Below are 16,412 nucleotides of genomic sequence, written 5' to 3'. Positions count from 1 at the left end.
GAGCCGCCCTCGACACGGCCGGGCGGTAGGTACCCGCAGGGCCACTGAGCGCAGCCGAGCTCACCCAGGACGTTTCTGGTTGTCGTTGGCGTCCAGATAGGGGTTGACGGGGCGGATGTCGCCGACGATGAGACCGGCGTCCGCCATGCGCGTGACCATGCTGTCCTTGGTGTGCTTGGCTCCGCCCACGTTCAGCAGCAGCATGAGGTCCATCGAGGTGGTGAAGCGCATGGACGGGGTGTCGTCCACGAGGTTCTCGATGACCACCACCCTGGATCCCGGGCGGGCCGACTCGATGACGTTCCGCAGGGTTCTGCGGGTGCTCTCGTCGTCCCACTCCAGGATGTTCTTGATGATGTAGACATCGGCTTCGACCGGGATGGCCTCCCGGCAGTCGCCGGGGATGATGCGGACCCGGTCGGCGAGCGCACCGCCGTCGCGCAGCCGGGGATCCGCGTTCGCCACCACACGGGGAAGGTCGAGCAGGGAGCCCCGCATATGGGGGTACTTCTCCAGCAGGCTGGCCAGCACATGACCTTGGCCGCCGCCGATGTCCGCGACGGTCGACACCCCGGTGAGATCGAGGAGTTCGGCGACCTCACGGGCCGACTGCATGCTGGACGTGGTCATGGCCCGATTGAACACCTGGGCCGATTCCGGCGCGTCCGCGTGCAGGTAGTCGAAGAAGCCCTTCCCGTAGACCTGCTCGAACACGCCCGAACCGGTTCGCACCGCCTCGTCCAGGAGCGGCCAAGCATTCCAGGTCCAGGGCTCGGTGCACCAGAGCGCGATGTTCTTGAGGCTGTGCGGGTCGTCCTCGCGCAGCATGCGGGACATCTCTGTGTGGGCGAACCGCCCGTCCGACTGCTCCTCGAAGATCCCGTAGCAGGACAGGGCCCGCATCATCCGCCGCAGCGCACGGGGGTCGCTGCGCACGGTCGCGGCCAGCTCTTCGGCGGTCGAGGGGGTGTCCCCGAGCGCGTCGGGGACACCCAGCCTGGCAGCGGCGCGCACGGCGGCGGCGCATGCCGCCCCGAAGACGAGCTCCCGCAGGCGCATGGACGGTGGGGTGGTGGCCTCGTGCGAGGGGGTGGTGCTTACGGTCGTCATGCCGCCTCGTTTCTCATGGTGTGTGCTTCCCCCGGACCGAGCGGCCGTGTCAGCACATGCCCGCGGGTTCGGATGCCTTGCAGAAGTTGCCGCCGAAGGTGTTGCCCTCGCCGGTGTCGCGGTTGGCGAGATCGGGGACGGTGTTGCCGACCATCACGTTGTTGCTGATGTCGTTGCGGCTGTTGGGCGAGCCGACGATGCTCTTGAACAGCACGATGCCGCCGGCGAACGGCGACTTCCCGGTGTGGCCCCAGATCACGTTGGACGTGACGGTGGTGTGCTCGGTGCCCGTGAGCACGATTCCGGCGCCCTGGATCTCGGGCAGCCGTGCGGTCTTCGGGCAGTGCTTGTTGTTCTGGAAGATGCTGTTGCCGCGTACGGCGAGGTCGCCGGTGCGCGGTACGCCCTCGTCGCCGACGATGAACACACCGGCGCAGTTGCCGGTGATGGCGTTGCCCTCGACGACGAGGTTCCTGAGGCGGCGGATCGTCACTCCGATGCGGTTGCCCGCGAGGTAGTTGCCGCTGACCACGGCGCCCTTGGTGTCCAGGGCTCCGGCCTCCGTGTCGGTCGTGTTGGAAAGGAAGATGCCGGACTCGGCGTTGTCCCGGGCGATGTTGCCGCGGAATTCGCCGCCGACCGAGCGTTCCTGGGCGATTCCCCAGTTCCCGTTCTTCTCGACGGTCACCTTGCGCACGGTCAGGTCGTCGGTGCGGGAGGCCCAGATACCGTTCTTCTTGAAGGCACGGACCGTGAGCGAACCGATCTCCACGCCTTCGACCGGTCTGGCTTCGGTGCCGATGACACAGATTCCGTTGCCCTTCTGGGCACAGGCGTCCTTGCCGGCCGTCGCCGGGGGTGCGATGACGGTCCGCTTGCCCGCACCGCGCAGGGTCAGGTCGGAGGTCGTGATCGTGACGCTCTCGTGGAAGGTCCCGGCGCCGATGGTGATGACGTCGCCGGGTTTCGCGGCGTTCACCGCGGCCTGGATCGACTCTCCGGGCTGGACGTCATGGGTGCCCGCGGCATGGGCGGGCAGGGCGGCGCCCATGCCGGAAGCGGCCAGGAGGGCGGCGGATCCGAGGTAAGTGATCTGTCGTTTCGTCATGAGTCGAAATTATGGGGGCTTATGACAATTCGCCACATACCATGGCGTTAGGGTCGCGTGTCGTAATCCAAACGGGCAACGGCCCGGCGTGTCGCCTGCCGTCGGCGACTCCCTCCGGGTAGCGAGAGCCGAGCGGAGGCCCGGGCGTCGGCCACTTCTGATGAGCGCGGGTGCGTAGTGACTGTGCGTATTCATTCCTTACGTAACGTGACGAAAGGTGTCCGGCTTTCCGGGGAAACCCGCCCATCAAGTGCCCCCCTCATCTGCGAAACCGTCCTGACCTCTCTAATGTCGGACCCAAAGGGCTCAAACCTGACGAAAGTCACTTTGGGGCGCTCATCTGAACCCGGAGGTCCCCATGGCGGAGCTGTTCATCGGTGGCGAATGGACCGCGGCTGCCGACGGCGAGGTACGGGAGATCCGCTGCCCGGCCGACGGCACGCTGGTGGCGACCGTCGACGAGGCCGGACCGAAGGACGCGGCGGCGGCGGTCGCCGCGGCGCGGGACGCCTATGACCGGGGCCCCTGGCCCGGCACCCCGGCGGCCGAGCGCGGAGCACTGCTGCTGCGGGTTGCCGCCCTGCTCGAACGGGACAAGGACGCACTCGCACGGGCCGAGTCCCTCGACACGGGCAAGCGGCTGGTCGAAAGCGCGTACGACATGGACGACATCGCCCGCTGCTTCCGCTACTTCGGCAACATGGTGGCCTCGGGCGGGCACGACCGTGTGGTGGACACCGGCGACCCGGGGGTCGACAGCAGGGTGGTCCATGAGCCGGTGGGCGTCTGCGCGCTGATCACCCCGTGGAACTACCCCCTGCTCCAGACCGCTTGGAAGGTGGCTCCCGCCCTGGGCGCCGGGAACACCTTCGTCCTCAAGCCGAGTGAGCTGACCCCGCACACGGCCGTCATCCTGATGCGACTGCTGACCGAGGCCGGGCTGCCCGCCGGGGCGGCCAACCTGGTGCTCGGCGCGGGAGCCACCGCGGGCTCACCGCTCACCGAGGATCCCCGCGTGGACATGGTGTCGTTCACGGGCGGCCTGGTCACGGGCCGCCGCATCATGGCGGCCGCGGCCCCGACCGTGAAGAAGGTGGCGCTGGAACTCGGCGGCAAGAACCCCAACATCGTGTTCGCCGACGCCGCGTTCGACGCCGCCGTCGACTACGCGCTCACGGCGGTATTCCTGCACTCAGGTCAGGTCTGCTCGGCAGGGGCACGGCTGCTCGTCCAGGACGAGCTGCACGACGCCTTCGTCGCCGAGCTGGTCAAGCAGGCGGAGGCCATCCCGCTCGGCGGGCCGTTCGACGAGAACGCCCGGGCCGGGCCGCTGATCTCCGCCGCGCACCGCGAGAAGGTGGAGGCCTATGTGGCGGCGGGGCTCGCCGAGGGCGCCGTGCTGCGCTGCGGCGGTGCGCGTCCGGACGACCCCGCGCTCCGGAACGGCTTCTACTATCTGCCGACCGTGCTCGACGAGTGCACCCCCGGGATGTCCGTGGTGACCGATGAGTCGTTCGGTCCGGTGCTCACCGTGGAGCGGTTCCGTGACGAGGACGAGGCCGTGGCCCTGGCCAATGACACCGTCTACGGGCTCGCCGGGGCCGTGTGGACCTCGGACACCGCCCGCGGTCACCGGGTCGCCTCGCGGGTGCGTGCCGGAACCATGTGGATCAACGACTTCCATCCGTATGTGCCCCAGGCGGAATGGGGCGGGATGAAGCAGTCCGGCTTCGGCCGCGAACTCGGCCCGACCGGGCTGGCCGAGTACCAGGAAGCCAAACACATCTGGCGCAACCTGTCGCCCAGCCCCCAGAGGTGGTTCGCATGACGACGGATACCGGCCCCGCGTCCCAGCCGCCGGGGCCCACCCCGGGCCCGGGTGGCCGCAACGACGACGAAGCCATCGCCGAGCTCGGCTACAAGCCCGAGCTCAAGCGCACCCTCGGCAACTTCCACACCTTCGCCGCCGGGATCAGTTACATCTCGATCCTCACCGGCACCTTCCAGCTGTTCTACTTCGGCGTCGCCTTCGGCGGCCCCGCCTACTGGTGGTCCTGGCCCATGGTCTTCGTGGGACAGCTGATGGTCGCCCTCTGCTTCTGTGAACTGGCCGCCCGCTACCCGGTGGCCGGTTCCGTCTACAACTGGGCGAAGAAGATGGGCGGCCCGCACGTGGGCTGGCTCGGTGGCTGGATGATGCTCACCGCCACCATGGTGACGCTGGCCGCCGTGGCACTCGCCTACCAGATCACGCTGCCCCGCATCGACCCCGTCTTCCAGTTCATCGGTGACGGCAGCGGCTCCAGCGCCGCCGCCAACGCCGTCCTGCTCGGTTCGGTGCTCATCCTCTTCTCCACGCTGGTCAACGCCTTCGGTGTCAAACTGATGGCGCAGATCAACTCCGGGGGCGTCTTCATCGAACTGCTCGCCGCCATCGCCCTGATCATCTGCCTGGCCGTGCACATCACGCGCGGCCCCGGCGCGGTGCTCACCCAGACCTACGGACTGGGCGCGGACTACACCCTGGGCTACTTCGGCGCCTTCCTGACCGCGTCGCTCGCCTCCGCCTATGTGATGTACGGCTTCGACACGGCCTCCTCGCTCGGCGAGGAGTCGCACGACCCGGCGCGCAACTGCCCGCGCGCCATCCTGCGGGCCCTGCTCGCGTCCTTCGCCCTCGGCGGACTCATCCTTCTCTTCGCCCTGATGGCCGTACCGGACCTGTTCGCCAAGCAGCTGTCCACCGAGGGTCTGCAGTACGTGGTGCTCGCAACCCTCGGCCCGACCGTCGGCGAGGTGTTCCTGTGGTGCGTGGTGATCGCGATCACCGTCTGCGTACTGGCCGTGCAGGCCGCGGGCATCAGGCTGATGTTCGCCATGGCCCGCGACAACAACCTGCCCGCGGGCTCGAAGCTGGCCAAGGTCAGCCCCCGCTTCAAGACACCGGTCGTACCCGCCATCGTCATGGGCGTGGTCGGGGTGGTGGTCCTGGTCATCAACATCAACCAGCCGCAGATCTTCTCGGTGATCACCAGCATCGCGATCATCATGATCTACGTCGCCTATCTGATGGTCACCACGCCCATGCTGATCCAGCGGCTGCGCGGGCAGTGGAAGCCCGCCGAGGGCCGGTTCTCGCTCGGCAGGTTCGGGCTGCCGGTGAACATCCTCGCGGTGCTGTGGGGCGCCGCCATGTCCCTCAACCTGGCCTGGCCGCGCGCCGAGGTCTACAACGCGACCGGGCCGCAGCACTGGTACCTGCGCTGGGGCGCGTTCCTGTTCATCGGCATCGTCGCCCTCGGCGGCTTCGCCTACTACTGGTTCGTGCAGCGGCACCGTACGGGTGTGCTCGCCGAACACGCGGCGCAGGCCATGGATCCCACCACTCCCTGAAGACCAGCCGACCCCAACCCGGGAGCTCCCATGACCCCAGACAGACCCCTGGCGGAGTTCGACCATGTCGTGGTCGGCGGCGGCACGGCCGGAGCCGTGATCGCCGCGCGGCTGAGCGAAGACCCTGATGTCACCGTCTGCCTCGTGGAGGCCGGGCCGTCGGACGTGGGCGAGGACGGCGTCCTCAGACTGGACCGCTGGATGGCCCTGCTGGAGTCGGGCTTCGACTGGGACTACCCGGTGGAACCGCAGGAGAACGGCAACAGCTTCCTGCGCCACGCCCGTGCCAAGGTGCTCGGCGGCTGCTCGTCGCACAATTCCTGTATCGCCTTCTGGGCGCCCGCCGAGGACCTGGACGAGTGGGCCGCGATGGGCTGCACCGGCTGGAGCGCCGAGGACTGCTTCCCGCTCTACCGGCGGCTGGAGACCAATGACGGGCCCGGGGACCACGGCCATTCGGGGCCCGTCCATCTGCGCACGGTGCCTCCGCTCGACCCCTGTGGGCGGGCCCTGCTGGAGGCATGTGCGGCAGCCGGTATCCCGCGCACTCCGTTCAACACCGGCACCACCGTCGTGCGCGGAGCCAACTGGTTCCAGATCAACTGCTTCCCGGACGGCACCCGGGCGTCCGCCTCGGTGTCGTATCTGCACCCGGTGCTCGGCAAACGTCCCAATCTGGAGGTGCGCACCGGCCGTCAGGCCCGCAGGCTGCTCTTCGGCGAGGACGGACGCTGCACCGGGGTCGAGTACCTGGAGCCGGACACGGTCCACACCGGGTCCGTGTCCGCACGGCGCGAGGTGATCGTGTGCTGCGGTGCGATCGACTCGCCGAAGCTGCTGATGCTCTCGGGCATCGGACCCGCTGACCATCTGCGGGAGGTGGGGGTCGACGTGCGGGTCGACTCTCCCGGCGTCGGTTCGAATCTCCAGGACCACCCCGAAGGGGTGATCATGTGGGAGGCGAAGCAGCCCATGGTCACCACCTCCACGCAGTGGTGGGAGATCGGGATCTTCGCCGACACCGAACCGGGCCTGGACCGGCCGGATCTGATGTTCCACTACGGGTCCGTGCCCTTCGACATGAACACCTTCCGGCGCGGCTATCCCACGACGGACAACGCGTTCTGCCTCACGCCCAACGTCACACGGTCCCGCTCCCTGGGCACGGTGCGGCTGCGTACCCGCGACTTCCGCGACAAGCCGATGGTGGACCCCCGCTACTTCACCGACGAGCACGACATCCGGGTGATGACCTACGGGCTGCGGCTGGCACGCGAGATCGTGGCGCAGGCCCCGATGTCCGACTGGGCGGGTGCCGAGCTGGCCCCGGGGCCGGGGGCCAGGAGCGACGAGGAGCTGTTCGCGTATATCCGCGAGACACACAACACGGTCTACCACCCGGCCTGCACGGTGCGGATGGGCGCCGACGACGACCGCAGCGCACCGCTCGACGCCCGGCTCCGGGTGAAGGGCGTCCGTGGGCTGCGGGTGGCGGATGGTTCGGCGATGCCGTTCCTCCCCGCGGTGAATCCCTGCATCACCACGATGATGATCGGCGAGAAGTGCGCCGACCTGGTCAGGGAAGGCTGACGACGGCGGCTCCATGGCCCGGGTCATCCGGGCCGTGGAGCCGCTGCCATCGCATGCACCCGCCTGGACGGGCTCCTACGCGGCCCCGGTGATCCAGCGCCGGAGCGTGGCGTTCGTGGCCTCGTCGAGCAGGCACAGCGCCTCGATGGCCTCGAGATCACCGGGCAGCGGTGCGATACCGGCCGAGGTCAGCGCGGCGTGCAGGTCGAGGCGGCGCGAGTCCTCGGGGTTCAGCGGCATCGGCAGCCGCTGTCCGGGATCGGGGGTCGGCAGCAGGAAGTCACCGGCGTACGTGGCGCTGGTGTCGCCCAGCGTGCCGAAGAAATCCGCTCCGGGGAACCGGTAGAGATCAACAGCCATGGGAGCCTCCTCAGTGGTGTCTCCTCGGTGGGGTCACTGACTGCCAGGAGGCTCCGGCAGGTGAGAGTGGTTGCGTAAGGGGCGGACGACCACCCGTTCGGCCCTTTTGTACGAAGGTCGCAAGGGACCGGATGGCCTTGTCCGGGACCGGTCATTCGCTCTCTGAGTCGCCCATTGAGTCGCAGGCGGGACAGCATGGAGGGGTGAGGCCGTCGGCGGTGGCTGCCCGCCCAGGCAGGAGCTACAGACAGTGACCAGGCAAAGCTTTGCGTTCTGCGGGGCTGAGCTGGCGGCTGTCTACGTGCTCGCCGAAGGCGGCCGGGAGCTCCATCTGGCCGAGATGACCGGTGACCGCAGCGTGCTGTACGGGCTCCCCGCGATCCTCGCGGTGGAAGGCCACTCCCCCGCGGCCGACGCCTTCCGCGCCGGCAGCTCCCTCTGGCTCAGCCCCAAGGAACTCGCCGCCTACATCGAGAGCGATCCCCACCACTTCCCCGGGCGGATCATGCGGAACACCGTGGGCACCTCCGCCGCCAGGGTCTCCCTCGGGGCCGTGCCGCTCGGACGCGGCGCCAAGGAGCTCGGCTGCCTGGTGGTGGCCGGAGAGGTACCCGACGGCTTCAGCCCCGACCGCCGCGCACTGCTGGAGCTCTACGCGGACCAGGTCGCCGCGTCACTCGAGTCGGTCGCCGCCCATGCCCCCGGACGCACGGCGCCCCGGCCCCAGTTGGGTCAGAGCCTGGTGCCGCTGCGGGGCGGGGCGTTCATCCTGGAGCTGGCCACCGGTCGCATGGAGGCGCACGAGCACGTCCTGGACCTGCTCGGCATCGCACCCGACCATTTCGACGGACGGGTGGAGACCCTGCTGGCCTGCGCGGTCCCGGACGACATCCCCGCCCTGATGGCCGTCGTGGAGCCCGACCGGCTGTCCGCCACCGCCCAGCAGCTGGCGTTCCGTATCCGCCGCCCGGGCGGCGAGCTGCGCTGGCTGGGGCTGCGCTGCCGGGTCGACGTGGACGCCGAAGGCACCCCGGTGCGGGTGCTCGGCGTGGTCGCCGACGCGGCCTATCTGCGCCCCAGCGCCGATGACGTGTCCATCGTGCAGCGGCTCTCGGCCACCCTGGCCCGGGCCCGGACCATCAAGGACGTCAGCCAGCTCGTGGTGGACTCGCTGCGGGACCCGCTGCGAGCCAGCCGGGTGGCGCTGGCCGAGCTGGAGTCCGACCGGCTCGTGGTCACCCTGCTCGACCCTCCGGAGCCCGACGCCTGGCCCGACCTCTGGCGGTCCGAGTGGCGCTCCGAGTGGCCCGACGCCCCGGTCCACGCACTTCCCACGCTCCAGAGCGCGCTACGCGAGGGCCATGTGAGTCTGTGGCCGCCGGGCGCGGACCTCGAACCCGGGCTCGGCGGGATCGGCCCGGGTGGTCTGGCGGTGCTACCGCTGCCGTCCGACGGACGCATGGTCGGGGTGTGCCTGGTCGGGTGGAACGAACCGCACCGCTTCGGGCCCGAGGAGCGCTCGCTGCTGACCGCCACGGCCGGTCTGGCCGGGCAGGCCCTGATGCGGGCCCATGCGCTGGACGCCGGGCACGAGCTCGCCACGATGCTCCAGCGCAGTCTGCTGCCCCGGAAGCTGCCCGAGCTGCCGGGCGGGGAGGCCGTGGCCCGCTATCTGCCCGCGACCGCCGGTCTGGAGGTGGGCGGCGACTGGTACGACGTGATCCCGCTGCGCGACGGCCACGTGGCGCTGGTGATCGGGGACGTCCAGGGCCACAGTGCCGGGGCCGCCACCATCATGGGCCAGATGCGCACCGCCGTCCGGGCCTACGCGGTCGAGGGCCATCCTCCCGATGTGGTCGTCGCCCGCGCCAACCGGCTGCTCGTGGGCATGGAGACCGATCTGTTCGCCACCTGTCTCTATGTCGACCTGGACATGGAGGAGGGCATCGCCCGGCTGGTGCGGGCCGGTCATCTGCCACCGGTCATCCGCTATCCCGACGGCGGCACCGAGGTGATGGCCATCGACGGAGGCCCCCCGCTGGGCGTACTGGCGGACGAGGAGTTTCCCCTCAACGAAGCCGGTCTGGCTCCCGGCACCCTGCTGATCCTGCTGACGGACGGCCTGGTCGAATCCTCGACACTCCATGTCGAGGACGGCATGCGGCGGGTGTGCGATGTGCTCGAGGCGGCCGATCCGTCGGAGCCGGGACGGGTGGCCGACGAGCTGCTGGTCAGCGCCAACCGGCGCGATGACGACGTGGCCGTGCTGCTGCTGCGCTACGACGGCACCCGCTTGCGGCCCATGCGGACGCACTGGACGGTCTGGCGCCTGCCCAACGCGGTCCTGCACGCCCGGCGCTACACGGCGCGCACCATGCGCCAGTGGGGCGTGGTGGAGGAGCTCGACGCGGCTCTGCTGGTCGTCTCGGAGCTGGTGACCAACGCGATCGCCCACACCCAGGGCGAGGTACGGCTGGAGCTGACGCTCTCCGCAGACCGGCTGCGGATCGCCGTGAACGACGCCTCGCCCCGCAGCCCCGTCAAGCCGGCCGCGGTGGACTGGGAGGCAACCGGCGGCCGCGGGCTGCTGATCGTGGAGGCGAGTTCGGCGTCGTGGGGCTCGGTGCCGCTCAGCGGTGGAAAGCAGGTGTGGGCCGAGATCCCGCTGGCGCCTCGGGAGCAGCTGCCGGGACCCCCGGAGTAGACAGTGTCTACGCCCTTTTGGTAGACACTGTCTATGAGCGAACAGGACACGGGACTGCGAGCCCGTCTGATCGATGCCGGCGTCGAACTGGTGAACACGGAGGGGGCTCAGGCCCTGTCCCTGCGCGAGATCGCCCGTCAGGCAGGGGTGTCGCACGGTGCCCCGCGGCGCTATTTCCCCACCCACCTCGAGCTGCTGTCCGCGATCGCCCGGCGCGGCTTCGCCGAGCTCGCGGACAGGGCCGAGCGGACGATGGCGACGACAACGGCTCCCGGGGGCCCCCGGGAGCAGCTGGCCGCGCTGTCCCGCGCCTATCTGGACTTCGCGCTCACCCGTCGCGGCATGTTCGAGCTGATGTTCCGTCACGATCTGCTGGAGAGCAATCAGCTCGGCCTGCGGGAGACCTCGCTGCCGCTCTTCGCCCTGCTCGCCGACCTCGTCACCCGGGCGCGCCGGAACCCGTCCACCGATTCCGCCACGGGCACGGACCCGGCGCCGTCGGCGGTGGTGGCCGCGGCACTCTGGGCGAATCTGCATGGCATCGCCCAGCTGTGGCTGTGGGGCAGCCTTCCCCTCGCGGCGGGCCTCGACGACATCGAACCCCTGCTCCAGGCCGCGCTCGACGCCCATCTCGGGCCGGTGCGCCGATGAGCCGCAGCCCCCGGCGAACGGCCACGCTGGCGTGCAGCATCGCCGGAGCCGCGATCGTCGCCCTGGACGGCACCGTGCTGACCGTCGCCCAGCCCTCCATGCAGCGAGACCTGGATGCCTCGTTCCAGCAGGTGCAGTGGACCAGTACGGGCTATCTCATCGCCGTGGCGAGCCTGCTCGTCTTCGCGGGGCGGCTCGGCGACCGCTACGGCCACCGTCTGGTGTTCGCCCTGGGGACCATCGGGTTCGGCGCGACTTCGGCGGGGATCTGCATCGCCCCCGACATCCGCTGGGTGATCGGGCTGCGGGTCGCCCAGGGGATCTGCGGCGCCCTGCTCCAGCCCGCGACCCTCGGGATGCTGCGGTCCGCGTATCCGCCGGACGCGCTGGCCTCACCGATCGCGCTGCGCACCGGCGCCATCGCCGCGGCAGCCGCGGCCGGTCCGGTCATCGGCGGAGCCCTCACCACGCTACTGGGTTGGCGGGCCGTGTTCTTCGTCAATGTCGTACCCGCGCTGCTGATCGGCGCGCTCGCACTCGGCGCCCGCCTCTCCGTACCGCGGACCCCCGCGCGGCGGGAACGGACCACGGGGCTCGATCTGCCCGGCGCCGGTCTGCTCGCGCTGGCACTCGTGTGCCTCGTCCACACGCTCGCGGACCTCCCCCGGACCGGCTGGACTCCTGCGACCACGGCCGCGGCTGTCGTGGCGGCGGTGAGCGCGGGCGTGTTCCTCCGGCATGAACGGCGCACCGTGAGCCCGCTGATACCCGCGGACGTGATCGGCACGGCGACGGTCGCCTCGTCACTCGCCGTCCTGCTGGCCGCTTCGGCGGCGATGTTCGGAGCTGTCTTCGTGGGCACCTATCTGCTTCAGGACGTCCTCGGCATGGATGCGCTCCGGTGCAGCCTGGCCGGACTGCCGGGCCCCGCCGCCATGCTGCTGAGCGCCCCGCTGGCCGTCTGGCTGCAACGCCGTTGGGGCCCGCGGCGGACCGCCGTCACGGCGATGTCGCTGCTCGCTCTCGGCGTCCTCGCCCTTTCGCGACTCGGCGCGGCATCCGGGTCCCTGGCGGTCGGCGGCGCGTTCCTGCTGCTGGGCGCGGGCTTCGGCACGGTGATGGTCACCGCGACGGCCGTCATCGTGCGCCGGGCGCCCGCCCGGCACGCCGGAGTGGCGGGCGGACTCCAGCAGACGGTGATGAACGTCGGCCCGGCACTGGGCATCGCCGCGGCCACCGCGCTGCTGGGGCATGGCCCGTCGGCGATGGCGTTCGCGCTTGTCGCGCTGGCCGCGGTGGCCGCGGCGGGGGCACTGATCGCCACCGGACTCCCGCGCGACTCCACGGAGAAGAGCGCGAAGCCCGAACCCTCCCCCGTCCCCGCTGACGCAGCGTGAGGGCCGCGCTCGCCGTGCGGCGTCAGTCCATGGCGGGCGACGGCTCGAGTCTGCGCAGCCGTTCGGCGTCGCAGACGCGCGGACACGTGCCGCACGCTTCGGCCGGGCGGATCGTGTAGTACAGGCAGCAGCCCAGCCGGGTGCGGGTCGGATACGACCGGCCGTCGCGCCCGGCCAGGCGGCGGAAGTCCGCACCACCGGGGAACGGCGGCAGAGGTCCGGGCAGCAGTTCGCCCGCCGCGCGCACCGCGTGCTCCTCCCGCCCGAGCACCCGCCCGAGGTACCAGATCCCCGAGACGAGATCATCGCCGACCATGCCCCACAACGCACGGGGTCCCCTGCGCAGCCGGGGACCCATCGCCGCCAAGAGGGGCCGCACGAGGTCGGCCACCGACGCGCGCAGTTCTCCCCGCAGGGCCTCCTCGTGCGGCAGTACGCGTACTCCGGGCAGCCCCGCGGCGGGGTCCTCGGGCAGACAGGTGAATCCCCCGGGTACGACGGCGAGGTCCCCCGCGGTCAGGCTGACCCGGACATCGGCCGGACGGAGCCAGGGCACCCGGCGGTCGAGGTACCACGGTCCGCTCATGAGCAGCGAGACGGACCACAGGTAGCCGTGCAGCGCGCGGGACGCGACCACATCGGCGCGCGCGATGTGGTCGTACTGCCGCCGGATGCCCAGGGCCTCGGATTCGAGGTAGGTGTCGAGGCACCCCTGACGCGTGGCCAGCTCCATGCCGTCGGCCCATCCCTGACGGGCCGGCGGGCCGGGCGGCAGGACCTCCGCCTGCCACGCGGGGCAGGACGCGCCGAGTTCCCGGTAGCGGGACGCCAGCAGCGCGGAGGAGCTCACGGCGGATCCGGCCGACGGGTATGCCGGGGCCAGGGTCACGGAGGCTCCTCAGGAGAACGACGAACACATCAGATACGCGGCGCGTACGGAGCGCACCGCGAGGTAAGGCAAGGCTCACCTTAACCATACGAAGATCCCTTCGCGCCAACCGGGCCCGTGTCGCGGCGAATTGACAGAGTTAGGTGTACCTAACTTAGGCTCTCGGCTCATGTCCCGGTCCCAGCCCGGGACCACGCATCTTCTCGCACGGAAGTGGTCCCTCATGCGCGTGTACCTGCTGGCGCTGAACCCGACCGACTCGGTCACCGAGGGTTTCCTCCCCGCCGCCGACCGGCTCGGCATCGATGTCACCGTGCTCACCGACCAGCCCGCGGCGCACCGCGCACGCCACCCGGACCTCGAGGTGCTGGACTGTGAGGTGCGCGACTTCCGTGCGGTGATCAGCCGGATCTCCGCACAGGGGCCACCGGACGCGGTCTTCACCAACAGCGACCACCTCCAGACGCCGGCAGCGCTGGCAGCGGACTACTTCGGCCTGCCCGGCAAGGACTGGCGGGCGGCACTGCGCACCAAGGACAAGGCTGAGATGCGGCGCCACCTCGCCGTCCGGGGTGTGGACACCGTCCGCTCGGCCGAGCTTTCCGCGGGGCAGGACCCGGACGGGGCGTTCGCCGTGCCCGGACTGCCGTACCCGTGTGTGGTGAAGCCCCGCGAGGGCGTGGCCAGCGAAGACGTCGTACTCGTCGGGGATCGGGCGGAGCTGGTGCGGCGCTGCCGGGAGATCCAGGCCCGGCGACCGGGCGCCGCGCTGGTCGTCGAGGAGTTCCTGCCGGGCGAGCTGTACACCCTGGAGACGCTGGGCGACGGCCGGGTCCGTCATGTGCTGGGCGGGTTCCACACCAAGGTGTCCAAGCCGCCGTACTTCATCGAGGAGCGGATGACGTACGTCCCCGAGCACCCGCGGCCGATACGCGACCAGGTGCTCGCCCAGCTCGACGCGCTCGGTGTCGGTTTCGGTGCCTGCCACACGGAGTTCGTCGTGCACGAGGGGCGGGCGCGCATCGTGGAGGTCAACTACCGCGCCGTCGGCGACCAGTGCGATCTGCTCCTCGCCGAGCTGCTGGACATCCCGATCTTCGAGCACATCCTGCGGACGCATCTCGGCGAGCCGCTGCCCGATGACCTGGGCGCGCGCACGGACGGCGCCGCCCGGCTCGACTACCCGTGTGCGGACCGTGCGGGCACGCTGGTGGCGGCTCCCGCCGCCACGGATGTGCACGACGGCGGCGTCAGGCTGACGTACCGGCCGCTCCGGGAGGTCGGAGAGCGGCATGAACTCCATGGCACCAACCGCGACTTCCTGGGAGTCGTCCGGGCCACCGGACCCGACCGGGAGCGGGTGGACCGGGCCGTGACCGCGTTCCTGTCCGCACGGCGCTGGGAGATCACGCCGTGACCATCCCGGCTTCCGGCGACCCCGCCATGGCGGAACAGCAGACGGAACAGCGCGCAGAGCAGCACATCGAGGACGAACTGGTCCTGCGCGTCCTGAGCGCCCTGCTGCGCGAGGACGTGCTGGGCCTGCGCAGCCGCAGCACGGCGGTCGACCGTCCGGACGGCACCTGGCTGCGCCTCGAGACCCCCGGTCCTGACGCGCTGCTGCTGCCGGTGGAGGGCGACGGGTTCCAGTGCGACTGGGCGGCACGGCAACCGGCCCTGTGCCGGGAGTCCACCGGGACGGTCCTGTCGACCTGCGATGACATCCTGGCAGCGCTGCGGGCTCTCGCGCCCGATGAGGACCGCCCCGGCTTCGACGTCTTCGCGGATGAGTGCCGGCAGACACTCATCACCGTGCGTCTGCACTCCCGTTCGCGGGATCAGGTGTTCGAGACGCTGGCGGCGCGCCACGGCGCCGACCCGGCGCGCTGGACGGGGCTCGACGGCGCTCTCGCCCATGACACCCTCGCCGCCCGGCGTGACCACCCCGTCTACCCGACCGGTCGTGGCAGGTCCGGGCTGAGTTCCGGGGCGCTCATGTCGTACGCCCCTGAGTTCCACCCCCGGTTCGCCCTGCGCTGGCTCGCTCTGCCCCGCGATCTGGTCACCGTCCGGGGGTGGCTGCCCTTCCCCACACCCTCGTCTCTCGGCCTGACCGGGCTCGCGGACACCGGACATCTCACGCTCCCGGTCCATCCGCTGACGGCCGATGGCCCCCTCAGGGACGCCCTGCGCGCCGCAGGCCTCGACGGGCGGGCCGTGCTCGCCGGGCAGCCGCGCCTGGACGTGGTGCCCACTCTGTCCATGCGCACCGTGGCACTCGCCGACGAGCCCGGGGTGCATCTCAAACTCCCGCTGGCGACCTCGTCCCTGGGCCGACTCAACCGGCGCACCATCAAGCCGGGCACCCTCACCGACGGCGCCGCGGTCCAGCGCCTGCTCCAGTCGGTCATCGCCCGTGAGCCGCGCTTCCAGGACAGCGTGCTGCACGCCGACGAGAGCAGCTTCGCCCATGCGGGCCATGAGCTCCTCGCCGTGCTGGTGCGCCGCTGGCCGACCGGTCTCGACGGCGCGGTCGTCGTACCGCTGGCCGCGCTGCTGAGCCCGGCGCCCGGCGGCCGAACGGTGCTCGACCACCTCGCCGGGCGCTTCTACGGCGGTGACCCGCTCGCGCTGCTGGACGCCGCGCTGGCGCTGCTCATCGACTGGGCAACCACGCTCCTCGGCTACGGGATCGCCCTGGAATCCCATCAGCAGAACGTGTCGCTGGCACTCGACCAACGGGCCGGACGCCCCCGGATCAGGCTGCTGTTCAAGGACAACGACGGCCCGCGCATCAACCGTGTGCGGCTCGGCAGGGCGCTCGGAGAACAGGCTCCGGACCCATCGGCGTTCGACGATGCCCGGATCGTCGGCGACAGCGACCGGCCGGTGGTCGAGCTGTTCACCACCATCACCGTCCATCTGTGCGCGGCTGCCTACGCCTTCGAGCTCGCCCGGCTCGGCCGTGCCCCGCTGGACACACTGCTGGGACTCATACGCACCCGGCTCGCCGAGGCGGCGGAACGGCTTGGCACCCGGCCGGGTGAGGCTGGCGCCGTACTGCGCGAACATGTCCTGGACGCAGCGAGGTTGCCCGTCAAGGCGATGGTCACCGCGGGCACTCTGCTCACCAAGCAACGATCGGGAGCTTCCGACATCAACAAGCACTACACCACCGGCCCCAACTACCTGCTGCGGGGAGTGTGACCC

The 16,412-nt window shown here is 70.7% G+C and carries 11 protein-coding genes and 1 pseudogene; 8 read left to right on the top strand and 4 right to left on the bottom strand.

The genetic code is table 11. The features are described 5' to 3' along the window. Positions 1-60 precede the first annotated feature (60 nt). Positions 61-1,110: a methyltransferase gene (locus ACFV6V_RS23815; RefSeq protein ID WP_385568384.1), complete on the bottom strand. Its 1,050-nt coding sequence runs from the start codon at positions 1,108-1,110 to the stop codon at positions 61-63. A 49-nt stretch (positions 1,111-1,159) separates the two neighbouring features. After that, complete coding sequence (locus ACFV6V_RS23810; RefSeq protein ID WP_385568381.1) at positions 1,160-2,218, bottom strand: nitrous oxide reductase family maturation protein NosD; 1,059 nt, start codon at positions 2,216-2,218, stop codon at positions 1,160-1,162. A gap of 358 nt (positions 2,219-2,576) precedes the next feature. Between ACFV6V_RS23810 and ACFV6V_RS23805 the strand changes: the two genes are divergently transcribed. Genes ACFV6V_RS23805 through ACFV6V_RS23795 form a run of 3 tightly spaced genes read left to right on the top strand, consistent with a single transcriptional unit; the run spans position 2,577 to position 7,201 of the window. Further along, positions 2,577-4,046 carry an aldehyde dehydrogenase family protein gene (locus ACFV6V_RS23805; protein WP_385568378.1) on the top strand — a complete coding sequence of 490 codons (1,470 nt, stop codon included), beginning with the start codon at positions 2,577-2,579 and terminating at the stop codon, positions 4,044-4,046. Next, entirely contained in the window at positions 4,043-5,611 is a 1,569-nt protein-coding gene (locus ACFV6V_RS23800) for an APC family permease (protein ID WP_385568376.1), read from the top strand. Before ACFV6V_RS23805 ends, ACFV6V_RS23800 begins: the two co-directional genes overlap by 4 nt. A gap of 30 nt (positions 5,612-5,641) precedes the next feature. Then, on the top strand, positions 5,642-7,201 hold the full coding sequence (locus tag ACFV6V_RS23795; RefSeq protein WP_385568374.1) for a GMC family oxidoreductase: 1,560 nt from the start codon (positions 5,642-5,644) through the stop codon (positions 7,199-7,201). A 75-nt stretch (positions 7,202-7,276) separates the two neighbouring features. On the opposite strand, the gene ACFV6V_RS23790 is transcribed toward ACFV6V_RS23795, so the two are convergent. Beyond that, on the bottom strand, positions 7,277-7,561 hold the full coding sequence (locus ACFV6V_RS23790) for a hypothetical protein (protein WP_361282405.1): 285 nt from the start codon (positions 7,559-7,561) through the stop codon (positions 7,277-7,279). Positions 7,562-7,796: 235 nt separating this feature from the next. Here ACFV6V_RS23790 and ACFV6V_RS23785 point away from each other — a divergent pair. From ACFV6V_RS23785 to ACFV6V_RS23775, 3 genes and pseudogenes are all read left to right on the top strand, one after another. Next, positions 7,797-10,265 (top strand): annotated as a pseudogene (locus ACFV6V_RS23785) (SpoIIE family protein phosphatase); the annotation flags it as partial. A gap of 33 nt (positions 10,266-10,298) precedes the next feature. After that, positions 10,299-10,916, top strand: a complete 618-nt coding sequence (locus ACFV6V_RS23780) for a TetR/AcrR family transcriptional regulator (RefSeq protein WP_385568372.1) — start codon at positions 10,299-10,301, stop codon at positions 10,914-10,916. Then, on the top strand, positions 10,913-12,313 hold the full coding sequence (locus ACFV6V_RS23775; protein ID WP_385568370.1) for an MFS transporter: 1,401 nt from the start codon (positions 10,913-10,915) through the stop codon (positions 12,311-12,313). Before ACFV6V_RS23780 ends, ACFV6V_RS23775 begins: the two co-directional genes overlap by 4 nt. Positions 12,314-12,335: 22 nt before the next feature. Here the strand turns inward: ACFV6V_RS23775 and ACFV6V_RS23770 are convergent, their stop codons facing one another. Then, complete coding sequence (locus ACFV6V_RS23770) at positions 12,336-13,202, bottom strand: (2Fe-2S)-binding protein (RefSeq protein ID WP_385568367.1); 867 nt, start codon at positions 13,200-13,202, stop codon at positions 12,336-12,338. 223 nt (positions 13,203-13,425) lie between these two features. On the opposite strand from ACFV6V_RS23770, the gene ACFV6V_RS23765 reads away from it, so the two are divergent. Together ACFV6V_RS23765 and ACFV6V_RS23760 are read left to right on the top strand one after the other, a co-directional pair. Continuing rightward, positions 13,426-14,619: an acetyl-CoA carboxylase biotin carboxylase subunit family protein gene (locus ACFV6V_RS23765; protein ID WP_385568364.1), complete on the top strand. Its 1,194-nt coding sequence runs from the start codon at positions 13,426-13,428 to the stop codon at positions 14,617-14,619. A gap of 26 nt (positions 14,620-14,645) precedes the next feature. Next, positions 14,646-16,409, top strand: coding sequence for an IucA/IucC family protein (locus tag ACFV6V_RS23760; protein ID WP_385568392.1), 1,764 nt, complete (start codon positions 14,646-14,648; stop codon positions 16,407-16,409). Positions 16,410-16,412: the final 3 nt, after the last annotated feature.

It is taken from the genome of Streptomyces sp. NPDC059828 (genome assembly GCF_042731955.1).
Taxonomy (GTDB): domain Bacteria; phylum Actinomycetota; class Actinomycetes; order Streptomycetales; family Streptomycetaceae; genus Streptomyces.
This window is presented reverse-complemented; position numbering and strand designations above follow the sequence as displayed.

Bases quoted from the DNA above. Each gene is read 5' to 3' on its own strand.
- ACFV6V_RS23780 (WP_385568372.1), top strand. From the start codon at position 10,299: ATGAGCGAACAGGACACGGGACTGCGAGCCCGTCTGATCGATGCCGGC.
- ACFV6V_RS23805 (WP_385568378.1), top strand. From the start codon at position 2,577: ATGGCGGAGCTGTTCATCGGTGGCGAATGGACCGCGGCTGCCGACGGC.
- ACFV6V_RS23800 (WP_385568376.1), top strand. From the start codon at position 4,043: ATGACGACGGATACCGGCCCCGCGTCCCAGCCGCCGGGGCCCACCCCG.
- ACFV6V_RS23775 (WP_385568370.1), top strand. From the start codon at position 10,913: ATGAGCCGCAGCCCCCGGCGAACGGCCACGCTGGCGTGCAGCATCGCC.
- ACFV6V_RS23790 (WP_361282405.1), bottom strand. From the start codon at position 7,561: ATGGCTGTTGATCTCTACCGGTTCCCCGGAGCGGATTTCTTCGGCACG.
- ACFV6V_RS23760 (WP_385568392.1), top strand. From the start codon at position 14,646: ATGGCGGAACAGCAGACGGAACAGCGCGCAGAGCAGCACATCGAGGAC.
- ACFV6V_RS23815 (WP_385568384.1), bottom strand. From the start codon at position 1,110: ATGACGACCGTAAGCACCACCCCCTCGCACGAGGCCACCACCCCACCG.
- ACFV6V_RS23795 (WP_385568374.1), top strand. From the start codon at position 5,642: ATGACCCCAGACAGACCCCTGGCGGAGTTCGACCATGTCGTGGTCGGC.
- ACFV6V_RS23810 (WP_385568381.1), bottom strand. From the start codon at position 2,218: ATGACGAAACGACAGATCACTTACCTCGGATCCGCCGCCCTCCTGGCC.
- ACFV6V_RS23765 (WP_385568364.1), top strand. From the start codon at position 13,426: ATGCGCGTGTACCTGCTGGCGCTGAACCCGACCGACTCGGTCACCGAG.